This is a genomic window from Tsukamurella sp. NPDC003166 (assembly GCF_040611135.1).
GTDB lineage: Bacteria > Actinomycetota > Actinomycetes > Mycobacteriales > Mycobacteriaceae > Tsukamurella.
The window spans coordinates 1-21,830 of the sequence record NZ_JBEXNL010000030.1 but is presented as its reverse complement, the minus strand read 5'-3'; the positions used below and the strand labels follow the sequence as shown (position 1 = coordinate 21,830).

Sequence of the window (21,830 nt, the reverse complement as noted above, 5' to 3'; positions counted from 1 at the left end):
GCGTGCCAAAAAACTTTGGCACTGACAATTTCATCGACACACTGTTGAGTTCTCAAAGAACACGCCAAACGCGGCCGCCCACACCACACGAACCAAAAACCCGTGCTGACCGTGTGAACCGCACCCTCGCAGGCCGTCCAAGCTACCCTCCACACAACCACCCAGTCAAAAACCCTGACCGGCCCGCTTCGGAGCAACCGTTCAAGCTTAGCAGATCGGATTTCCGTGTGCAACTCGCTCTCGCAGGCCACCCTCGGAAGCGCCTCGAACCGCCCAGGCCTCACAACGAAACCCTCTCGACCGCACTCGGCGCTCGAAAGTGACTCACTTCCGTGGGGCTGGCTGCTCGGAGCAACCGTTCCAACCTAGCAGGTCGGAATCTCGTTCGCAACTCGCTCTCGCGGGCCGCGTCTCGGATACCCGAACCGCACACCACATGGAGAAACCACACGAACGCACACAGTGCGATCGAGGAGTAGGTCTCTTCCGTGGTGGTCAGCGCGATGATCCTTGCGGACCTTCCCGGTTTCCGAACTTCCGGCGGCGCGTCGAGATCCAGATTCATTGGACTGCTGTGGGCCTTGCCGGGCGGCGCCTGGGCGCTGCTGACTCGACATAAGTTACACAGGTCGAACTCGAGACACAAATCGGTGGGTGGTCCCACCGGTCCGCGGTCAGGAAACGCGTTCGATCCGCCCCCCGAGGGCGGTGACGTTGCCGACGAAGTTCGGGTAGCCGCGGTCGATGTGGAAGACGTCGTGCACCTCGGTCACGCCGTCGGCGCAGAGGCCGGCGAGGACCAGGCCCACGCCGGCGCGAATGTCGGTCGACCATACGGGCGCGCTCGAAAGCTGCTCCACTCCCCGGATCACCGCGTGGTGCCCGTCGGTCCGGGCATCGGCGCCCAGGCGCACCATCTCCTCGACGAACCGGAACCGCGCCTCGAAGACGTTCTCCGTGATCATCGACGTGCCGTCCGCGACGCACGCCATGCCGATGGCCATCGGCTGCAAGTCGGTCGGGAACCCCGGGAAGGGGAGGGTCGCCACGTTCACGGCGTGCGGCCGCTCCGGCGACGCGATCCGGAACCCGTCCGCGCGTTCGGTCACCGTCGCCCCCGCGTCCTGCAGCTTCTGCAGGACGACCCCGAGCGTGTCCGGCGCGACGCCGTTCACGGTGATGTCACCGCGCGTCATCACGGCTGCGAACCCCCACGTGGCCGCGACGATCCGGTCACCGATCACCCGGTGCTCCGTGGGATGGAGCTCGTCCACGCCACGAACCATGAGCGTGTCGGTGCCGATCCCCTCGATGTCCGCACCCATCTGCACGAGCATCGAGCACAGGTCGACGATCTCCGGCTCCCGCGCCACGTTGCTGATCACGGTCAGCCCCGTCGCCAGGACCGCGGCCATGAGGATGTTCTCGGTGGCACCCACCGACGGGAACTCGAGCGTGATCTCGGCCCCGGTCAACGAATCCGCCTGTGCGACAACACAGCCGTGCTCGATCGAGCTGGTCGCACCGAGCGCGCGCAGCCCGGACTGGTGCATGTCCAGCGGACGCGATCCGATCGCGTCTCCCCCCGGGAGAGCCACCACTGCCCGGTGCTCGCGCGCCATCAACGGTCCGAGGACGCAGACGGAGGCACGGAACTGCTTGACCGCGTCGAAGTCCGCACGGTGGTTCAGCACCGCGGGCGTCGTGATGCGCGCCGTGTCCCCCTCGAGCTCCACCTCGGCGCCGAGGCCCCGGAGCACGTCCGCCATCAGCGGCACGTCCAGGATCTCCGGGCAGTTCGTGAGCACCGAGGTGCCCTCGGCGAGCAACGTGGCCGCCATCAACTTCAGGACGCTGTTCTTCGCGCCACCCACGGTGACCTCGCCCGTCAGCCGGGCTCCACCGTGCACCAGAAACTTCTCACCCACACGGGTCAGCCTATGGCACGGCGTCGCCGACCGTGACGGCCTGTGGCTAGCCTGGTCCCATGGCTGTCCACCTCACTCGCATCTACACCCGCACCGGAGACGACGGGACCACCGGACTCGGCGACTTCTCCCGCGTCCCCAAGTCCGACTCGCGCCTACGCGCCTACGCCGACTGCGACGAGGCCAATGCCGCACTGGGGCTGGCGGTCACCGTCGGGAATCCCGAGCCGGACCTGCGGGACGTGCTGGTGCGGATCCAGAACGAGCTCTTCGACGTCGGCGCGGACCTCTCCAACCCCATCGTGGTCGATCCCGAATACCCGCCGCTGCGCGTCACCGGTGACTACATCGATCGGCTCGAAGCCTGGTGCGACGAGTACAACGCCGAGCTGCCCAAGCTCGACTCGTTCATCCTGCCGGGTGGCACTCCCCTGGCCGCGTACCTGCACGTCGCGCGCACCGTCGTCCGGCGGGCAGAGCGTGCGGCATGGGATGCGGTCGCTGAGCACGGCGACTCCGTGTCGGTGCTGCCGGCGAAGTACCTCAACCGGCTCTCGGATCTGTTGTTCATCCTGTCCCGGGTCGCCAACCCGGGCGGCGACGTGCTGTGGGTGCCGGGAGGCGAGCGCTAGCGTTGACGGCGCGGGCTGGGCCTGGACTCGAGCCAGGACTGGAACGCCGTCAGGCCGTCGCGTGCGAAGGCGAGCTCCGTCTCCCCGTCGGGCGTGACCGCGTGCACGATCACCATGTCGGTATCGATCACGTCGAGCTCGGTGCCGTGCGGCGCGCGGCGGCCGACGATCTCGGTTCCGCTGCGCGGCAGCGTCCAGCTGGGACCGAGCCGCACGCTCGACAGGCGGTAGTACCGCAATTCGTGATCGTCGTACCGGAGCGTCCCGTGCCGCCACCCGTGCTCGTCCTCGGCGGGTAGGTACCGCAGGATGATGGGGACGCCGGCCACGCGCAGGCTGTACAGGCGCAGCACCACGACCGCGCCGACCAGGAGCAGGGCGAGGACCGCAACGGTCACGCCGAACACCGCGCCGGCCATCGCACCCTCCCTGACCCGTCTCGTGTACCGATAGCAGAAAGCCGGTGGCCCGTTTCACCGGGCCACCGGCTTTCACGCTGCTACTTCCAGCCTACTTGTTCGCGAGGAACTCGATCGCGCGCAGTTGCCCCTGCGCGACCGCCTGCTCGTCCGAGCCGTCCGCGGCACTCTCGAGTGCACGCCGGACATCGGACTCGACCAGCGACGAGGCCCACTCGGCCCCGTCGGCCAGTACCGTCACCTTCTCCCCGGTCACCGAGAGGAACCCGCCGCGGATGGCCGCGGAGAGTCGCTCGCCGCTCACCGTGTCGATGGCGACGGCGCCACCGGAGATGAGCTGGCCGAACAGCGGCTCGTGGTGCGCCAGGACACCCAGCTCACCCTCCGTGGTCTGGGCGATGACGAAGGTCGCCTCGCCCGACCACAGCCGCTCCTCGACGGAGACGACCTCTACCTGAAACGCCGTGTCAGCCACTCGAAACTACTTCCCGGCGATCTTCTTCGCGGCCGCCTCGACGTCGTCGAGACCACCGCAGGAGTTGAACGCCTGCTCGGGCAGGTGATCGAACTCGCCCTTGCACACGCGGTCGAAGGCCTCGATGGTGTCGGCCAGCGGCACGACGGAGCCCTTCTCGCCCGTGAACTTCTCGGCGACGATGAAGTTCTGGCCGAGGAACTTCTGGAGACGGCGAGCGCGCTGCACCGTGACCTTGTCCTCCTCGGAGAGCTCGTCCATACCGAGGATGGCGATGATGTCCTGCAGCTCCTTGTACTTCTGCAGGATGCGCTTGACCTCGTTGGCGACGCGGAAGTGCTCGTCGCCCACGATCGACGCCTCGAGGATGCGCGAGGTCGAGGTCAGCGGGTCCACGGCGGGGTAGATACCCAGCTGCGAGATCGGACGCGAGAGCTCGGTGGTCGCATCGAGGTGCGCGAAGGTGGTGGCCGGCGCCGGGTCGGTGTAGTCGTCGGCGGGCACGTAGATGGCCTGCAGCGAGGTGATCGACCGGCCCTTGGTCGAGGTGATGCGCTCCTGGAGCTCGCCCATCTCGTCGGCCAGGGTGGGCTGGTAACCCACGGCGGAGGGCATACGACCCAGCAGGGTCGAGACCTCGGAGCCCGCCTGCGTGAAGCGGAAGATGTTGTCGATGAACAGCAGCACGTCCTGGTGCTGGACATCGCGGAAGTACTCGGCCATGGTCAGGGCCGAGAGGGCGACGCGCATACGCGTGCCCGGCGGCTCGTCCATCTGGCCGAACACCAAGGCGGTGTCCTGCAGCACGCCCATCTCCTCCATCTCGAGATGGAGGTCGGTGCCCTCACGGGTACGCTCGCCGACGCCCGCGAACACCGAGGTGCCCGAGAACTCGCGCGCGATACGGGTGATCATCTCCTGGATGAGGACGGTCTTGCCGACGCCGGCGCCGCCGAACAGGCCGATCTTGCCGCCCTTGACGTACGGGGTCAGCAGATCGATGACCTTGATGCCCGTCTCCAGGATCTCGGTCTTACCCTCGAGCTGATCGAAGGCCGGGGGCTTGCGGTGGATGCCCCACTGCTCGCCGTCGCGGCCGAGGCCGGGGGTGTCCAGGCAGTCGCCCAGGGCATTGAACACGTGCCCCTTGACGACATCGCCGACGGGGACGCGGATCGGGAAGCCCGAATCGGTCACGTCGGTGCCGCGAACGAGGCCGTCGGTCGGCTGCATCGAGATGGCGCGCACCAGGTTGTCACCGAGGTGCTGCGCGACCTCGAGGGTCAGCGTCTTGGCCACGGACGGGAGGGTGATCTCCGCGTGCAGGGCGTTGAACAGGTCGGGAACGGCGCCGCGCGGGAACTCGATGTCGACGACGGGGCCGATGACCCGCGTCACGCGACCGGTGGCCGCAGCGGTGCCCGCCGACGCGGGCTGGGTTGCTGTAGTCATTCTTCTACTTTCCCGTTTCTAGTTCGCGAGGGCGCCGGCGCCACCGACGATTTCGCTGATTTCCTGGGTGATCTGCGCCTGGCGCAGCTGGTTCGCCTCGCGGGAGAGCGAGACGGCCAGCTCGTTGGCGTTGTCGGTGGCGGCCTTCATGGCCGTACGACGCGCCGCGTTCTCCGACGCGGCCGAGTCGAGCAGGGCCGCGAAGACGCGGGTGGCGACGTACCGCGGGAGCAGCGCCGACAGCAGCGTGTCGGCGCCCGGCTCGAACGTGAAGTTGCGGTCGGGTGCGTCCGACGATGCCTCGTCCGTCTCCTCGACCACCAGCGGGGCCATCCGGCGCACCTCGGGGTTCTGGGAGAGCATCGAGACGAACCGGGTGTAGACGATGTGCAGTTCGTCCACGCCGTGCGTCTCGGCACCGTCGACGGTCACGTACTCCTGCGAGCCGGCCTCGAACAGCTTCACCAGCGTCTCCGTCGCCGCGGTGGCGTCGGAGTGGTGCGGCTGCTGGGAGAACCCGGTCCACGAGCCCGCGACGTCCTGGCCGCGGAAGCGGAAGTAGTCCACGCCCTTCTGGCCCATGACGTAGAGGACGGGCTCCTTGCCCTCGCTCTTGAGCAGCTGGATCAGCTCACGGGTCTCACGCAGCACGTTCGAGTTGTAGCCACCGCACATGCCGCGGTCCGAGGACACGACGAGGATCGCCGCACGCTTCGGATTTTCGCGCTCGGTGAGCAGCGGGTGGTCCAGCGAACCGGACTTGCCCGCGAGCTCGGAGAGCACGGAGGTCATCTCCTCCGAGTACGGCTTGGCAGCCGCGACCCGGGCCTGCGCCTTGGAGATCCGCGAGGTCGCGATCAGTTCCTGCGCCTTCGTGATCTTCTTGGTCGAGTTGACCGACCGGATCCGCGAGCGCAGCTCTCGGATACTAGCCATTGCGCTTGACCTTGATCGTCTCCTGCTCCACGTCCTCGGCGGGCAGCGCGCCGGCCTCGGCCTCGTTGACGACCCGCGAGCCGTCGGAGGCCAGGAAGCTCTCCTTGAAGCGGTTGGTCTCGGCGACGAGGGCGGCGGCCTGGTCCTTCTCGAGGACCTTGCCGCCGGCGATCGACTCGTACACGCCGGCCGCAGCGTGGTGCAGGTGGCTCAGCAGTTCACCGTCGAACCGGCGCACGTCCTCGACGGGCACCGAGTCGTAGTGGCCCTCGCCGCAGAGGTAGATCGAGACGATCTCGTCCTCGACCGACGACGGGCTGTACTGGTCCTGCTTGAGCAGCTCGACCCAGCGGGCGCCGCGCGCCAGCTGTGCCTTCGACGCGTCGTCGAGGTCCGAGGCGAAGGCCGAGAAGGCCTCCAGCTCACGGAACTGCGCGAGCTCCAGACGCAGCGAGCCCGAGACCTTCTTGAGGCCCTTGGTCTGCGCGGCGCCACCGACGCGGGACACCGAGGTGCCGACGTTGATCGCGGGGCGGACGCCCTTGTTGAACAGGTCGGACTCGAGGAAGACCTGGCCGTCGGTGATCGAGATGACGTTGGTCGGGATGAAGGCCGAGACGTCGTTGGCCTTGGTCTCGATGATCGGCAGCGCCGTCATCGAGCCGCCGCCGAGCGCGTCGGACAGCTTGGCCGAGCGCTCCAGCAGGCGGGAGTGCAGGTAGAAGACGTCGCCGGGGTACGCCTCGCGGCCCGGCGGGCGACGCAGCAGCAGCGAGATGGCGCGGTAGGCCTCGGCCTGCTTGGACAGGTCGTCGAACACGATGAGGACGTGCTTGCCCTGGTACATCCAGTGCTGGCCGATGGCCGAGCCGGTGTAGGGGGCGAGCCACTTGAAGCCGGCCGAGTCGGACGCGGGGGCCGCGACGATGGTGGTGTACTCCATGGCGCCGGCCTCGTCGAGCGCGGCCTTGACACCCGCGATCGTCGAGCCCTTCTGGCCGATGGCGACGTAGATGCAGCGGACCTGCTTGGTCGGATCGCCCGACTCCCAGTTCGCCTTCTGGTTGAGGATGGTGTCGACGCAGACCGCGGTCTTGCCGGTCTTGCGGTCACCGATGACCAGCTGGCGCTGGCCGCGGCCGATGGCGGTCATGGCGTCGATCGCCTTGATGCCGGTGGCGAGGGACTCCTCGACGGGCTGGCGCTCGAGCACCGTCGCGGCCTGCAGCTCGAGGACGCGCTGCTCCTCGGCCTCGATGTCGCCCAGGCCGTCGATCGGCTGGCCGAGCGGGTTCACGACGCGGCCGAGGAACTTGTCGCCGACGGGCACGGACAGCACATCGCCGGTGCGGCGGACCTGCTGGCCCTCCTCGAGCTCCTCGTAGTTACCGAGGATGACGGCGCCGATCTCGTCCTCGTCGAGGTTCAGCGCCACGCCGAGCACCCCACCGGGGAACTCGAGCAGCTCGTTCGCCATCGCGCCGGGCAGGCCCGTGACGTGCGCGATGCCGTCGGCGGTATCGGAGACGGTGCCGATCTCCTCGCGGGAGGCGTCGGCCTCGAACGTCGAGACGTACTGTTCGATCGCGCCCTTGACGTCGTCGGTTGAGATCGTCAACTCAGCCATGAGTACTCGTTTCCCTCTGTGTGGTTCTTCGTGGAAGTTTGTGTGTGATTAGCGGGGCAGCTGGTCTGCGGCCCGATCGAGGCGGGAGGCGATGTCACCGTCGATGACCTCGTTGCCGACGGTGATGCGCAGTCCGCCCAGGAGCTCGGGCGCGACCTCGGTCTGCACCGTGATCTTGCGCTGGTAGATACGGGCGAGCAGGTCCGCGGTGCGGGTCTGCTGCGCGTCCGTCAGGGCCACGGCCGACTCGACGATCGCGACCGACTCGCCGCGACGGGCGGCGGCCAGATCCGCGATCGAGGCGACGCCCGCGTCGACGCGGCCGCTGCGGATCAGGCGCACGGTCTGGCGGAGCAGAGCCGCGGTGAAGTCGTTCACCTTGCCCCCGAAGACCTTGTCCAGCAGCGCGACTCGGCCGGCAGCCGGGACGCGAGTGTCGGAGAGCATCGCGGTGAGCTTCGGCTCCGCCTCGAGGATCCGGCCGGCGCGGAACAGCTCGTCCTCGGTCTCGTCGAGCCTGCCGGCGCGCTCGGCGCCGAGCAGGATCGCGACGCGGGCCTGCCGCTCGACCGCGGTGGCGAAGTCCGCCGGAGCCGACCACTTGCTGGCGGCCGCATCCTGGACGAACGCCACGGCGCCGTCGGAGATCTTGCCGCCGAACAGGTTCGCGACCAGGGCACGCTTGCTCTCCGGCGCGTCCGAGGACTCGGCGAGGTGCTTGCGCAGCGTCGGCTGCTCGTTGATGACGCCCACGACGTTCGCGAGGTCTTCGGCCGTACGGGCCAGTGCCGCGTCGTCGACCGACGCGGTGCGCTGGTCGAAACCGGCGGACAGGGCCCGGATCGAGTCCCGGCTCGAGGCGCGCATCGAGCGCGATCCGATCCGGTCGACCTCCGTGATCCGCGTCTCGTCGGCGCCCTGCGACATCTGCTCGAGCTCGTCGAGCGAGCGGTCCACGGACGCGCTCTGGTTGGCCGGGTCGGCCAGGTGGCCGCGCACGAGCTTCGCCGCGGCGTCGACCGCCTCGGCGCCCAGCCCCGCACGGAGGCCGCGGATCAGGTTGCTGCGGTTGAGCGCCGTCTGGCCCGCGCCGTGCTCGCCGATCCGCACGACCTCGCGCTCGGTCTGCGCACGCAGCTCGTCGCGGATCGCATCCGCGTCGCCACGGGCCTCGTCGCGGATGCGGCTCCCCTCGCGGGCCGCGTCCTCACGCGCCCGCTCCCCCGCCGCGCCGGCCTCGGCGAGCCTCGTGCGCGCGGCCGCGGAGGCCTCGAGCTCGAGGCGCACCGTCTCCTGACGCTGCTGCATCGCCGTGCGGACGACGGGGACGACCCACTTCCACAGGATGAACAGGACCAGGAGGAAGCCGACGAACTGTCCGATAAAGATTTGCATTTAGTTCTTCACCACCGAGTCGCGGTTGATCTGGTCGAGTTCAGCCTTCAGCTTCGGGTCCTGCGTCACGTCGAAGCCCAGCACCCGGCTGGCGAGTGTCGCCGACAGCGGCGCGAGATCGCCTCGCGCCGCTGCGGCCGAGGCTTCGCCTTCGCCGCGCAGCTGCTCGGTCTCCTGCCGAGTGAGAGCCTCCGCGTCGGCGGTCGCTCGCTGCTTCTGCTCCTCCATCGCGGCGCGACCGGTGGCCCGGGCGTCGTCGCGAATGGAACCGGCCTCGGCACGTGCGGTGCGGACACCGTCGTTGTACTCCGACTCGGCGTCGGAGAACCCCTTGGCGGCGCCCCGCTGGTCCTTGACCGTCTGATCGATCATGGCCTCGCGCTCGTCCAGCACCTTGGTGATGGACGGGACGACGAAGAACCAGATGATCCCGAGCACCACCACGAAGATGATGAGCTCGACGAAAAAGGTGCCGTTGGGGACGAGGAAGTTACTCTGCTTTTCAGCCTCAGCGAGCTGCATGACGTCAGTTCCCGTTTCTAGCGAGGGCGGTCAGGGTTTAGGACGCGCCCGGGGTCGCGAACACGAACAGAGCCATGAACGCGAGGTTGATGAAGTACGCGGCCTCGACCAGGCCGACGGTGATGAAGAACGGGGTGAAGAGGCGACCCTGCGCCTCGGGCTGGCGGGCGATGCCCGCGATCAGCTGAGCGCCGGCCAGGCCGTCGCCGACACCGGCGCCGATGGCGCCGCCACCCATGATCAGGCCGCCGCCGATGAGCGCACCCTGAACGATCTGCGGATCTGCTGCCATTGTTACTTTCCCTTTCGGTTTCTGGTAGTACGCCTACCAGGGTCTGTGGTCGCGTCGGCCGGGCCGGCCGGGCGAGGTTTCTAGTGCTCTTCCGTCTCCATGGCCTGCGAGAAGTACAGGATGGTCAGGAGCGAGAAGATGAAGGCCTGGATCAGACCGACGAACAGGTCGAAGGACTTCCAGATCGCGTTCGGCAGCCACAGGACGTACGCCGGGAAGAGCGCGATGAGCGCCACCATGACGGTGCCCGCGAACAGGTTGCCGAAGAGACGGAGGGTGAGCGAGACCGGCTTCGCGATCTCCTCGATGATGTTGATCGGGGCGAGGCCGATGGCGTGCCCCTTCACCAGTGCCACCGGGTGGCCGATGATGCCGCGCTTCTTGACGCCGGCGGCGTGGATCCAGACGAAGACCACGGCCACGAGCGCGAGCACGAAGTTGATGTCCGAGGCAGCGGGGGCGAAGAGCTCACCCGAGCCCTCCCCCTTGCCGTACTGCACCGGCAGCACCGCGAGCCAGTTGGCGACGAGGATGTAGACGAACAGCGTGACCGCCAGCGGCAGCACGAAGGGCGCAACGCGCATGCCGATCGAGGACTCGATCTGCTGGCGCATCTGGATCGTGATCGTCTCCCAGAACAGCTGCACGCCCGACGGCACACCGGTCGAGGTGACCTTCGCCTTGAGCACGAACGCGAGAGCGATCACGACGAGCGCGGCGAGGACCGTGGACAGGATGGTGTCCGTGTTGAAGGTCATCCCGAGCCACTCGGCCTGGCGGTGATGTCCGGGCGAGATGGCGCCCTCGGCGAGGAGATTCGTGCTCATGACTGCTGACGTAGTCCTTTCAGAACAGGGATCACGGTGTTGAGGACGAGCACGATCTGTCCGACCGCGAGTCCGAAGATCATGCCCAGGCCACCGACGGACTGGAAGAAGTAGGCCGTCGCGAGCGCGATCACGGAGACCACGGCGAGCCGGACCACCGAGTTCACGGCGACGGGAGTCTTGCGCGGCTCGTCCTCAGCGGTCGCGTTCGCGACCTTGATGACGACCAGCTTGGCGTTGAGCAGGGCCAGGAGACCGCCCACGAAGAACCACGCGGCGAACCAGACCTGACCGAAGGAAGCGGCGATGCCGGCCACGACGACGGCGATACCGGCGAGGATCACGAACGGGTTGGTGAACGTCACGACGCCTCGCGCGGCGGCACCGTCGACCTCAGGGGCTGGCGTCGTCATGGCCCCTCCTCAGGGTCGGGGTCGCACCTGCGACGGGTTCGCGGCGACCGGGCGGCGTCTGCCGAATCCGTAGCGTGGGTCACATCACGGATTCTTTGTGATTAGCTGAGACTCTACCAAGAAGTAGGGACGCCACCCACATCGGGGCTCCGCCTGTATCCCGCCTATCAACTACACACGATAGTACAACAGGACGAGCGTTCTGCGTTACCGGGTTCGATTGTTCGACGACGCATGTGACCTCGCGCTTTCGGAGTAGCGCTCCCGCAGGCGCGGCAGGATCCGCGGCACCACGGTGAACACGAGCGCACACAGGAGGCCCGCCCCGAACAGCGGCGCGATCAGTGCCGGCCGCAGCATCGTCGAGGCCGCGGCACTCAGGCCCAGCACACCGACCCACAGGTAGATGACGACGACCACGCGACGCTGACTGTGGCCCAGACCCAGCAGGCGGTGGTGCAGATGCATCTTGTCGGCCGTGAAGGGATGCACCCCGGCGCGGGTCCGCCGAACCACCGCGAGCAGCAGGTCCAGCATCGGCACGAACATCACCGCGACGGCGAGCAGCAACGGCAGCAGCAGCGCGAAGATGTCCGTGCTGCCGTACGCGTTCTGCGAGATCCGGCCCGAAGCGGAGGTGGACGCCGCCGCCAGCGTCAGCCCGAGCAGCATCGACCCCGAATCCCCCATGAAGATGCGGGCCGGCTGGAAGTTGTGCGGCAGGAAGCCGACGCATGCGCCGAACAGCGCCGCCGAGATGAGCGCGGGCGGGTAGGACGGCGCATCGCCGCCCGAATCGAACATCAGCCCGACGGAGAAGATGAGGATGGCCAGCGCCGCGAGCGCCGCGACACCGGCCAACAGACCGTCGAGCCCGTCGATGAAGTTCATGGCGTTGACCGTCGCGACCGCGACCACCACGGTCAGGAGCCCGGCCTGCAGCTGGTCGAGGACCACCGTCGTATTGATCCCCGGGACGTAGACGACGTTCCAGGCCACCCCCAGCACCACCAGGAGCGCCGCGGCGAAGATCTGGCCCACGAGCTTGGTCAGTGCGTCGACGCCCCATCTGTCGTCGATGATCCCGACCACCACGATCACCGCTCCGGCGACGAGGACCGCGACCGCATCCTTGGAGTAGGCGAAGCCTCTGGTCAGAGCCGGCAGCTGGGCCGCCAGGAAGATCCCGGCGACCATCCCCGTGTAGATGCCGACGCCGCCGAGCCGGGGAGTGGGAACGACGTGCACATCGCGCGCGCGGGGCACGGCGACGGCGCCGAACCGGGTGGCCACGACCCTGACCAGGGACGTGGCGAAGAATGTGACAACCGCAGCTGTCAGTCCCACTACCAGCAATTCTCGCATCGGTACCCCGGCAGACCCGGCCCCGATGACCGCCCCGCCCGACGCCTCGATGTGCACGCGTGCGAATCTACTCGCACCCCCGTCGCGCGCCGATCCCCCCGGCTCGGCGTTGCGATTTCATCTCAGCGGAACACGTTCTGACCTGAGACGATGGACGATCACCGCCGATCCGTCGAAATGTTACTGACGAGTCGCTCACCCTGCGGTCGCGAAGCACGCCAATGACGCACATCACCCGTCGGGCCGTTATAGTGTCCTCGGTCATACACCTGAGAACGCAGTATGTGGGTCACAGCGTGGCCACAGTCGAGAGGAGACGTTCGCGGTGACGGAATCCGTTGTGCAGGGCGCAGGAAGCGTCAAGCGGCCTTCCTATTGGTCGATCATCAGCAAGAACTTCTCCGGGACCGTGGTGGATTCGTTCCGCACCATCGGCCGGAGCGTGCGGATGCTGATCATGTCGCTGATCGCCCTCGTCACCGATACGGTGCGCGGCCGGCTCCAGTGGAAGGAAGCGCTGAACCAGATCTGGTACATGGTCGGCGTCACCACCTTCCCCGGCATCCTGATCGCCATCCCGTTCGGCGTGGTCATCTCGATCCAGATCGGCAACATCATCGCCCAGCTCGGCGCGGACTCGCTGTCCGGCGCGGCGGGCGGTCTCGCCGTCATCGCCCAGGGCGCTCCGATCGCGACCGGCCTGCTGCTCGCCGGCGCGGGCGCCTCGGCCATCGCTGCCGACCTCGGCGCGCGGACCATCCGCGAGGAGACGGACGCCATGCGCGTCATGGGCATCAATCCGCTCAACCGTCTCGTCGTGCCCCGTCTGCTCGCCGCCTGGGTCGTCGCGCCGCTGCTGAACATCCTCGTGATCGCCGTCGGCACCGTGGCCGGCTACCTCGTCGCGGTCGGTGGCCAGGGCGTCACGCCCGGCGCCTACTGGCTGTCCTTCGGCTCCTTCGCGCACCCCGTCGACGTGTGGATCTCGCTGTTCAAGTCGTTCATCTTCGGCACCGTCATCGCGATCATCGGCTGCCAGCGGGGCCTCGAGGCCCGCGGCGGCTCGCGCGGCGTCGCCGACGCGGTGAACGCCACCGTCGTCCTCTCGTTCGTCGTCATCTTCGGGCTGAACCTGCTCATCACGCAGGTCGCCACGATGTTCTTCCCCATGCAGGTGGGCTGACCCATGACCCACTCCTATGGGACCCGTCCCCATTCCACCCCGACGCAGGTGAGCTGAAACATGGCAACCGTTTACCGCCCCCGGGGCACACGCTGGTTCTTCAACCTGTTCGGTGCTTCCGGCTCCGCATGGAGCCTCTTCGACACCCTCGGGCACGTCGTGTCCTTCGTCGCCGAGGTCATCCGCACCATCCCGCACGCGATCAAGCACTACCGATCGCAGATCATGTTCATCCTCACCGATATCACTTGGGGCCGTGGCGCTCTGGTGGTCGGCGGCGGAACCGCGCCCGTGCTCGCGGTGCTCGGCATCACGGTCGGCGGCATCGTCGCCGTGCAGGGCTTCGCGATCCTCAACATGCTCGGCATGGGACCGCTCACCGCCGTCGTGGCCAGCTTCGCGAACACCCGCGAGTTCGCACCGATGCTCGCGGGCGTCGGCTTCGCCGCGCAGGCCGGCTGCCGCATGACCGCCGAGATCGGCGCGATGCGCATCAACGAGGAGATCGACGCGCTCGAGTCCCTCGGCCTGCGCTCCGTCTCGTTCGTCGTGACGACCCGGGTGATCGCCGGGCTCATCGCCGTGGTCCCGGTGTACCTCATCACGCTGATCCTGTCCTGGGCGTCCTGCGCCTGGGTGGTCAAATCCGTGTACGGCATGCCGTCGGGAACCTACGACCACTACTTCAGTCAGTTCGTGAGCGCGTCCGATGTCACGTTCTCCGTGATCAAGGTGGCGGTCTTCCTCACCGCAGTCATCATCATCCACTGCTACCAGGGCTTCTTCGCCTCCGGCGGCCCGGAGGGCGTGGGCACCGCGTCGGGCCGAGCGATCCGCGCGAGTCTCGTCGCCGTCGTCGTCCTCAACCTCGTCATGACCGTCGTGCTGTGGGGCTTCACCTCCCCGGTCTACTTCAAGGGGTAACCAATGGGAGTCGTATCCGTACCAGGAATGTCGATCGAGCGCTCGGTGCTGCGGCGCCGGGGCCTGATCGCCGTGGCCGTGATCCTCGCGATCCTGCTCGTCGGCTGGCTCGTCAAGGCACTCTGGCCGAAGGACGAGTTCTCCTTCACCCTCCGCTCCCCCGCCGTGGCGGCCGGCATCAAAGACGGTGCGCCCGTGCGGATCCAGGGCGTACAGGTCGGTGAGGTGACCGGCATCACCGCGCTGGGCAACGGCCAGCAGGGCGTGAAGGTCACGATGAAGTCGGCCGACGGCAAGTCGCTGACCAACAACGTCGAGGCCGCCTACTCGGCGGGCAACCTGTTCGGCGTCTCCGAGGTCATCCTGACCCCGCACGACGGCGGCGGCGCGCTCAAGGACGGCGCTCAGATCTCGCCGACCAAGCCGATCACCGACAACACCGTGTCGAACATGATCGCCACGATCGGCGACGTGAACAGCGATGCGCTGCGCCCGCACATGAGCCAGATCCTGCTCAACTTCGACGCTTCGTCGAAGGCCATGCTGCCGCTGTTCACCGCTCTCGGCAGCGTCGCGCAGGCGGTCCAGGACACCCAGAAGCTGTCCACGGCGCAGACCTTCCCGCTGATCACGCAGTCGATCCAGAACGCGGATGCCGCCACAACGGCGCTGATCCCCGCGATCAAGACGCTCTACGACTACAAGCCCGTGCACGACAAGGGCTGGGTCAACCGGGGCCAGGCGACCATGAGCGCGATCACCGACGAGAAGAACAGCCTCACGGCCGCGCTGCAGAAGATCCTCGATCCGAAGGCGATCGGCGGTCTCAAGGTCGCGACCCCGATGCTGGTGAACCTGATGCAGCCGATCCTGGCGGCGTTCCCGAACGGCAGCGCGACGGGCGTCGGCATCCAGCTCGGGCAGCTCATGGACAATGTGCGCAAGGCCATGCCCAACACCCCCAACGGGCCGGTCCTGAACCTGCGTCTGTCGGTCGACTTCCCCGCCATCGGCGCGATGCTGCCGCCGGCACCGACCTTCCAGTACATCCCGCCGAAGCCGGGCGACAAGCCGGCCGACACGAAGCCTGCCACGCCGAGCCAGGGCGCACCGTCGTCCGCGAAGCCGAGCAGCCCTTCGAGCACCCCGACCCCGAAGCCTGGGAGCTGAGCCACCCATGAAGTCAATGAAGGCGACCTCGATCAAGATCGCGGTCTTCGCCGCAGTCATGATCCTGCTGCTGGTGCTGGTGATGCAGGCGCTCACCCGGCCGCCGGACGGCGACCTGAGCACCTACCACGCCAAGTTCAAGGACGTGTCCGGGCTCAAGGTGGGCGACGACGTCCGCATGCTCGGTGTGCAGGTCGGCAAGGTCAAGGACATCGCGGTCGAGCAGTCCAGCGACCACCGGATCTCCAACGCCGCCGTGACCTTCTCGCTGCAGAACGATCGCAAGTTCCGCGCCGACGACACCCTGGCCATCCGGTACCAGAACCTCACCGGTTCGCGGTTCCTGGAGCTGCAGCCGAACCCGAAGAGCACGGCCGCCCAGGTCAAGCCGGGCGCCACGATCGAGGACAAGTACACGCAGTCCTCGTTCGACATCACCACGGTGTTCGTCGGGCTCAAGCCGGTGCTCTCGACGCTGAACGCGGACGACATCAACCACCTGACCCAGTCGGTGCTCAGCGTCATCCAGGGCAACGGACAGGGGCTCGGGCCGCTGCTCGACTCGCTGGACAAGCTGATGGCGGTGTCCAACGACCGGCAGAAGGTGCTCACCCAGCTGATCACCAACCTCGGCTCGGTGTCGCAGTCGATCGGTGGGGCCTCCCCCGGCCTGACCAAGGTGCTGCAGCAGCTCGACGTGTTCGCCCGCACCCTGGCGAGCAACGTCGACTCGATGCGCGACTGGTCGGACAAGACCTCGGGCGTCGTCACCCGCACCAACGCGCTCCTCGCGGCACTCGGGCTCACCCGCAGTGAGAACCCGCCGCTGGACGCGATCGTCGCGAACGCGATGCCGCTCGCCGAGCAGGCGGTCAACGCACTGGCCACCCTCCCCGGCATCGTCCAGCTGCTCAACGAGGGCACGAAGCCGCAGGCCGGGAACGCCGTCAACCTGACGTGCACCAACGGCCAGGCCAAGCTGCCCGGCATGATGAACCTCTTCGTCGCAGGCCAGAAGGTGACGGTATGCAATCCAAAGTGAGTATGTTCAACCGTCCGATGCCGACGGCGGCGCAGGACCGTCGGTACCAGCTCAACTGGGGCATCGTCGGTGCGCTGATCGCGGTGATCGTGCTGCTGATCTGCGGGTACCTGTTCGTCTTCCAGCCGGGCACCAAGGAGTACGCGGCCGACTTCAAGGAAGCGCAGGCCGTGCGCAGCGGCGTCGACGTGCGCGTCGCCGGCATCAGCGTCGGCTCCGTGTCGAACGTCGAGCTGCTCGACGACCGCGTCCGGGTCAAGTTCCGCGTCGACAAGGACGTGTTCATCGGCGACGCCACCACGGTGTCGATGAAGATGCTCACGACGGTCGGCGGCTACTACATGGCGCTCACCCCGATGGGCACCACGAGCCTCGGCGACAAGGCGATCCCGCCGGAGCGCGTGAACATGCCGTACAGCCTCCTCGAGACCTTCCAGCAGGCCACCCCCAAGGTCGAGAAGATCAAGGCGACGCCGATCCGCGAGTCCATGTCGCAGCTGAACCAGGCGCTCGAGGACCAGCCGGAGTCGATCCGCAACACCGTCTCCACGTTCAACCGGATGTTCGAGAACATCCTGCGGCAGCAGGACCAGGCCGGTGACTTCGTGAAGGTGATGGGCGAGTACTCGACCACCGTCAACCAGAACGGTGACCTGCTCCTGTCGCTGATGCGGAACATGAGCACGTTCTTCGCCGCGGCCGAGGTGAACCTCTCCGGTTTCCAGGCCTACCTGACCGGCCTCACGGAGCTGACGCAGCGCCTCAATCCGCTGCTCAACGTGTACCTCAACAACATCGACCCGCTCGCCAGCCGCTTCGACGCGCTCGTGGCCAAGGCCAGGGACGTCGTCAAGCAGGCCGAGCCGGCGATCGCCAACGCCAAGGAGATGCTGGCCGGGCTGCAGAAGACGATCGCGCCGGACGGCACGATCCAGCTCAACCAGTCCGAGAAGACCTTCCTGGCCACCAATGTCTGCATTCCGTCTCCGGGGGTGACCTGCTGATGCGTAAGTTCCTCGCTTCGCGCGGCGCCATGTCCGCGTTCGTGGTCCTCGTCGCCACGGCCCTGGTCCTGGGCGGTGTCGCCTTCAAGGGCTTCACCACCAAGACCACCGCGTACTGCGCCGAGCTCGACAACGCCGTCGGCCTGTTCACCGGCAGCAAGGTCGCCCAGTTCGGCTACCCGATCGGGGAGGTCACCAAGATCACCCCGAACGGCGCCACCACCCGCGTCGACTTCGACCTGCCCGCCGACCGCAAGCTGCCGACCAACATCGGCGTCGTGGCGATCGCCGACTCCCTGGTCGCCCAGCGCCGCCTCGAGCTGCTCGAGACCTACAAGGGCGGCCCCACGTGGCAGCCGGGCAAGTGCATCACCAACACCAAGACCCCGCTGTCGATCACGGAGTCCCTACAGGCCGTGTCCAAGGTCGTCGACGATCTGACCACCGCCGGCGGCGACGCCGAGTTCCGCAAGGCCATGGCGTCCATCCCCGCGCTGAACAAGGCGACCAAGGGCACCGGCCCCGAGATCTCCCAGCTGACCAACAAGCTCGGCGAGCTCATGCGCAACCCCGGCCCCGGCATGGGCGACGTCGCCGCGATCCTCGACGCGTTCGCGCCGGCCTCCGACGGCCTGGTCCAGAACTGGGGCGAGATGCGCGACTTCCTCACGAAGTACGCCTTCCGCATCAAGAACGTCGGCGAGCCGTTGATGGACGTCGGCATCAACGCGTTCCCGGAGCTGGTCCCGCTGATCAAGACGCTGGCCACGGTCTTCGACAAGTACGGCGCGTTCATCGCTCCCCTGCTCGAGATCACGGTGCCCACCACGACGCTGCTCGCCGCCGGCGCCAAGCAGTTCGGTGACCTGCTCAACATCCTGCCGCCGCTGATCCACGCCTTCCAGGTCAGCGTCGACAAGAAGACCCTCGCCACCAAGATCACGTACCGGCCGCCGTCAGCGCTGGTGCCGTCCAACAACCCCGCCCAGACCTGCAACAACCTGAACCGGTTCGCACCGGGCCAGTGCAAGGTCGCCGACGCGGGCCACGTCAACGTGGAGCTCATCTCCACGGTCCTGCGCGCGACGGGAGCGGCGTACTGATGCGTAATCCATGGAACAAGCGGACCCTGCAGGTGGGGGTCGCGTCGATCGCGGCCGGCACATTGCTGGCCGGCTGCAACCTGGGCTTCAACCCGTCGACGATCCCGGCGCCGGGACAGCCGGGCGGCGGTTCGGGCTACGTCGTGCACCTCGACTTCACGAACGTGTTGAACCTGCCCGACCGGGCGCGGGTCGTCTACGACGGTGTCGTCGCCGGCCGCTTGCAGAAGGTCACGCTGGCGGACGGTAAGGCCGTGGTGGACGTCAAGATCCAGGACGGGGTCAAGGTCCCGAACACGGTGACCGCCACGCTGCAGCAGGACACGATCCTCGGTGACACGTACGTGGCGCTCAAGTCCACGCCGAACAAGCCGGGTGTCCCCCTCAAGGCGGGCGACACGCTGCCCACCTCGCAGACGAAGCCGCCCACGCAGATCGAGGACATCCTCAGCGACCTGGCGAACTTCCTGGGCAGCGGCAGCCTGATGCAGCTGCAGGACACCTTCAGCCGGATCAACGACAACCTCCCCGCCGATCCGCAGAAGCTCTCGGGCCTGGTGAAGACGGTGTCGCAGACGGTGGTCGACCTGGGTAAGCAGAACGACAACGTCAGCCAGGCGATCACCTCGGTCGGCAACCTCGTCACCACGGTCAACAACAACGACGACATCCTCGTCGCACTGCTCAAGCCCCAGGACGACTGGCTGGGCGACACGCTGAGCCTGACCACCGGGGCGATCAAGGTGCTCAGCCGGCTGTCGGACGCCCTCTCCCCGCTGGTCTTCGCCGAGCCGCTGCTCGACACCTCGACGGCCGTGGTGGCCGGCGTGATCAAGCCGCTGATGTTCCCGGGCTGGCCGAACATGAACGGTCGCCAGGCGAACCTGGCGAACCTCGAGGACCTGCTCAAGAACAAGATCCTGCCGTTCCTGAGCAGTGGCGCCAAGGTCAACGTCAAGGAGCTGGGCACCAATGGCGGTGTGCCCACCGCCGAGGCCGCCCGGCAGGCGGTCAACAACCTTCGGATGGTCGGAGCAGTTCCGTGAAAAAGAGCACCTTCTTCAGCCTGCTGACCTTCTTCCTGGTCATGGTGCTGGGTACGGCGTACATCGCCTTCTCCGTTCTGCAGTGGCGTCCCCTCGCGGACTACCGATCCATCACGATGAAGCTCGACAACGCCAACCAGCTGCTGCCCGATTCATCGGTGCTGCTGCGCGGCGTCAAGGTCGGCAACGTGGAGACCATCGAGCGCCGCGACGGCAAGGTCGTGGTGAAGTTCCGCTACGACGGCAAGTACAAGATCCCCGCGAGCACCGGGCTGCGCATCGAGCAGCTGTCGGCCGTCGGCGAGCCCTACGTGGACTTCCGCCCGGACACCCTGCAGGGCCCGTACCTGGCCGACGGGGCGACCATCGACACTGCGAAGATCAAGCAGCCGCTGTCGCTACCGGAGACCTTCAAGCTGATCTCGGGCCTCACCAGCAGCATCAACTCGACGGACCTAGGCGGCATCACCGAGACCCTCGCGGACGCCACCAGCAACACGCAGGGTTCGCTGCCGAATCTCTCGCAGGCCGGTGATCTGCTGGCCCGCACCATCTCGTCCCGGATGCCCAACATCCGCCGGATGATGGAGAACACGCAGAACTACCAGTCCGACATGAACTGGCTGCCCGGCGCGATCTCCGAGTTCGGCCCGTCGACCCGGACCTTTGTCACCAAGGACGTCGAGGTGCTCAAGGCGCTCGACACGCTGATGAAGGGCATCGACGGCCCGAACATGCTGGCCAACACGGTGAACCCGAACCTGTTCAAGATCGCCCCGAACACCAGCAAGCTGCTGGCGAACCTCGGTCCGATCTCGGCCCCGATGGTGCCGGTGGTGCAGGCCCTGACGGACGTGCTGCCCCAGATCGACATGGCCGCGCTACTCTCGCAGGCGTTGAACACCGTCGGTTCGGACGGTGCCGCGAACCTCACGGTGGTCATCCCGCCGCGGAAGTAGCGTCCCGCCGGACCTCCGCAATGGCCGCCCCCGCGGCCGAGACGAACCACGACACGATTGGCTACGCGACAAGTGACTGATTCCACCCCGGACGACAAGAACCTCGCCGACGAGGCCGCGACGACCGAGGAGACCGTGCAGGAGTCCGCTGCGGAGGCCTCGGACGCGGCCACCTCAGCGGAGGACGAGACGGCCGCGCCCACCGAGAAGGTCTCCACCGCCAAGAAGGCGGACTTCGTCGGCTCGGCCGTCAAGAAGCGCCCCGCTCCCCTGGTGGACGACGACGAGGACGCCGACGAGGCGGAGACCGCTCCGGTGCGCCGGAGCCGTCCCGCTCCCCGCGCCGCCGCCGCACGGCAGGGCGCCGGCCTCGCCGCCGGCGCCACGGTCATGACCGTGGTGGCCACCGTCGTGGTGATCGCGCTGCTCGCCGGCACGATCGTGTTCGGCCTGCTCTGGAACAGCAAGCGCGGCGAGCTCAACGACCTCAAGACGGCCGCCGCGGACAAGGCGCACGCCGAGAAGGTGGCAGCGGAGTACGCGGTGGGCGCGTCGACCTTCGACTTCCACGACCTGGGCCCCTGGCGCACGGCGCTCGTCAAGGGCGTCTCCCCGGAGCTCAAGGCCAAGATGGACGCCGTGGGCGGCGCCATGAACCAGCTGCTGCAGCCGCTGCAGTGGGTGTCCAAGGGCACCGTCCTCGACGCGGTGGTCAACTCGCAGTCCGGGCCGGTCTTCAAGGTCAACGCCTATGTCCGCGTCGAGGCCACGAACGTCCAGGCGAGCAGCGGCCGCGAGGTCGTCACCGTCTACAACGTGACGATGGACAAGAGCAAGGACTGGCAGATCACCGACGTCGGCGGCGTCGGCGACAACATCCCGTCCAGCGCCGCGAACCAGCCGGCGGACCCGACTCCGGGAACCCCGACCACGCCCGGTACGGCGCCCGCGGCGACGCCGGCACCCGGCAACTGACGGAACGCCGTCTCCCGGCGAAGCGGGGGGGGGGCGCCCCCCCCCCGCGCGGGGGGGCGGGCCGGGGGGGGGGGGGCCCCCCCCCCCCCGCCCCCCGCCCCGCGGCGGCCCGGGGACAAGAGCAGACCAGGGGGAGGAGTG

Annotated in this window: 22 protein-coding genes; 10 read left to right on the top strand and 12 right to left on the bottom strand. The window is 67.7% G+C overall.

Annotated elements, in window-relative coordinates; all coding sequences use genetic code 11:
- Positions 1-674: 674 nt before the first annotated feature.
- Positions 675-1,928, bottom strand: a complete 1,254-nt coding sequence (murA, locus tag ABZX10_RS22555) for a UDP-N-acetylglucosamine 1-carboxyvinyltransferase (RefSeq protein ID WP_355545500.1) — start codon at positions 1,926-1,928, stop codon at positions 675-677.
- A 59-nt stretch (positions 1,929-1,987) separates the two neighbouring features.
- Between murA and ABZX10_RS22550 the strand changes: the two genes are divergently transcribed.
- Complete coding sequence (locus ABZX10_RS22550; RefSeq protein ID WP_355545496.1) at positions 1,988-2,560, top strand: cob(I)yrinic acid a,c-diamide adenosyltransferase; 573 nt, start codon at positions 1,988-1,990, stop codon at positions 2,558-2,560.
- Here the strand turns inward: ABZX10_RS22550 and ABZX10_RS22545 are convergent.
- The 11 genes from ABZX10_RS22545 to ABZX10_RS22495 form a co-directional block, all read right to left on the bottom strand.
- A complete protein-coding gene (locus ABZX10_RS22545; RefSeq protein WP_355545493.1) occupies positions 2,557-2,979 on the bottom strand; it encodes a DUF2550 domain-containing protein in 423 nt (140 codons plus the stop codon). The two genes, ABZX10_RS22550 and ABZX10_RS22545, sit on opposite strands and share 4 nt — an antisense overlap.
- A 91-nt stretch (positions 2,980-3,070) precedes the next feature.
- On the bottom strand, positions 3,071-3,454 hold the full coding sequence (locus ABZX10_RS22540; protein ID WP_355545490.1) for a F0F1 ATP synthase subunit epsilon: 384 nt from the start codon (positions 3,452-3,454) through the stop codon (positions 3,071-3,073).
- Positions 3,455-3,460: 6 nt separating this feature from the next.
- A complete protein-coding gene (atpD, locus tag ABZX10_RS22535; RefSeq protein ID WP_146486983.1) occupies positions 3,461-4,906 on the bottom strand; it encodes a F0F1 ATP synthase subunit beta in 1,446 nt (481 codons plus the stop codon).
- Between the two features lie 18 nt (positions 4,907-4,924).
- Positions 4,925-5,842, bottom strand: coding sequence for a F0F1 ATP synthase subunit gamma (locus ABZX10_RS22530; RefSeq protein WP_355545486.1), 918 nt, complete (start codon positions 5,840-5,842; stop codon positions 4,925-4,927).
- The gene (atpA, locus tag ABZX10_RS22525) at positions 5,835-7,469 is read right to left on the bottom strand and encodes a F0F1 ATP synthase subunit alpha (RefSeq protein WP_355545483.1); all 1,635 of its coding nucleotides are present in this window, start codon (positions 7,467-7,469) and stop codon (positions 5,835-5,837) included. The genes ABZX10_RS22530 and atpA overlap by 8 nt, the downstream gene beginning before the upstream one ends.
- Before the next feature lie 48 nt (positions 7,470-7,517).
- On the bottom strand, positions 7,518-8,864 hold the full coding sequence (locus ABZX10_RS22520) for a F0F1 ATP synthase subunit B/delta (protein WP_355545480.1): 1,347 nt from the start codon (positions 8,862-8,864) through the stop codon (positions 7,518-7,520).
- Positions 8,865-9,386 carry a F0F1 ATP synthase subunit B gene (locus ABZX10_RS22515; RefSeq protein ID WP_355545477.1) on the bottom strand — a complete coding sequence of 174 codons (522 nt, stop codon included), beginning with the start codon at positions 9,384-9,386 and terminating at the stop codon, positions 8,865-8,867.
- Positions 9,387-9,423: 37 nt separating this feature from the next.
- The gene (locus tag ABZX10_RS22510; protein WP_068575212.1) at positions 9,424-9,678 is read right to left on the bottom strand and encodes a F0F1 ATP synthase subunit C; all 255 of its coding nucleotides are present in this window, start codon (positions 9,676-9,678) and stop codon (positions 9,424-9,426) included.
- An 80-nt stretch (positions 9,679-9,758) separates the two neighbouring features.
- Positions 9,759-10,505 carry a F0F1 ATP synthase subunit A gene (atpB, locus tag ABZX10_RS22505; protein ID WP_355545473.1) on the bottom strand — a complete coding sequence of 249 codons (747 nt, stop codon included), beginning with the start codon at positions 10,503-10,505 and terminating at the stop codon, positions 9,759-9,761.
- Positions 10,502-10,918: a hypothetical protein gene (locus tag ABZX10_RS22500; protein ID WP_355545470.1), complete on the bottom strand. Its 417-nt coding sequence runs from the start codon at positions 10,916-10,918 to the stop codon at positions 10,502-10,504. Before ABZX10_RS22500 ends, atpB begins: the two co-directional genes overlap by 4 nt.
- Positions 10,919-11,125: 207 nt before the next feature.
- Positions 11,126-12,283 carry an MraY family glycosyltransferase gene (locus tag ABZX10_RS22495; protein WP_082778275.1) on the bottom strand — a complete coding sequence of 386 codons (1,158 nt, stop codon included), beginning with the start codon at positions 12,281-12,283 and terminating at the stop codon, positions 11,126-11,128.
- Between the two features lie 325 nt (positions 12,284-12,608).
- On the opposite strand from ABZX10_RS22495, the gene ABZX10_RS22490 reads away from it, so the two are divergent.
- The 9 genes from ABZX10_RS22490 to ABZX10_RS22450 all read left to right on the top strand — a co-directional run bounded on the left by ABZX10_RS22490 (position 12,609) and on the right by ABZX10_RS22450 (position 21,689).
- Positions 12,609-13,466 (top strand): ABC transporter permease, encoded by an 858-nt coding sequence (locus ABZX10_RS22490; protein WP_355545467.1) that lies wholly within the window; start codon positions 12,609-12,611, stop codon positions 13,464-13,466.
- 60 nt (positions 13,467-13,526) lie between these two features.
- Positions 13,527-14,390, top strand: coding sequence for an ABC transporter permease (locus ABZX10_RS22485; RefSeq protein WP_355545464.1), 864 nt, complete (start codon positions 13,527-13,529; stop codon positions 14,388-14,390).
- A 3-nt stretch (positions 14,391-14,393) separates the two neighbouring features.
- Positions 14,394-15,560, top strand: a complete 1,167-nt coding sequence (locus tag ABZX10_RS22480) for an MlaD family protein (protein ID WP_355545461.1) — start codon at positions 14,394-14,396, stop codon at positions 15,558-15,560.
- A 7-nt stretch (positions 15,561-15,567) separates the two neighbouring features.
- The gene (locus ABZX10_RS22475) at positions 15,568-16,602 is read left to right on the top strand and encodes an MlaD family protein (protein ID WP_355545458.1); all 1,035 of its coding nucleotides are present in this window, start codon (positions 15,568-15,570) and stop codon (positions 16,600-16,602) included.
- On the top strand, positions 16,587-17,606 hold the full coding sequence (locus ABZX10_RS22470; protein ID WP_355545455.1) for an MlaD family protein: 1,020 nt from the start codon (positions 16,587-16,589) through the stop codon (positions 17,604-17,606). Before ABZX10_RS22475 ends, ABZX10_RS22470 begins: the two co-directional genes overlap by 16 nt.
- Positions 17,606-18,709 (top strand): MlaD family protein, encoded by a 1,104-nt coding sequence (locus ABZX10_RS22465; protein WP_355545452.1) that lies wholly within the window; start codon positions 17,606-17,608, stop codon positions 18,707-18,709. Before ABZX10_RS22470 ends, ABZX10_RS22465 begins: the two co-directional genes overlap by 1 nt.
- Positions 18,709-19,755, top strand: a complete 1,047-nt coding sequence (locus ABZX10_RS22460; RefSeq protein ID WP_355545449.1) for an MlaD family protein — start codon at positions 18,709-18,711, stop codon at positions 19,753-19,755. Before ABZX10_RS22465 ends, ABZX10_RS22460 begins: the two co-directional genes overlap by 1 nt.
- Positions 19,752-20,714: an MlaD family protein gene (locus ABZX10_RS22455; protein WP_355545446.1), complete on the top strand. Its 963-nt coding sequence runs from the start codon at positions 19,752-19,754 to the stop codon at positions 20,712-20,714. Before ABZX10_RS22460 ends, ABZX10_RS22455 begins: the two co-directional genes overlap by 4 nt.
- A 72-nt stretch (positions 20,715-20,786) precedes the next feature.
- A complete protein-coding gene (locus ABZX10_RS22450; protein WP_355545443.1) occupies positions 20,787-21,689 on the top strand; it encodes a hypothetical protein in 903 nt (300 codons plus the stop codon).
- The last annotated feature ends 141 nt before the right edge of the window (positions 21,690-21,830 follow it).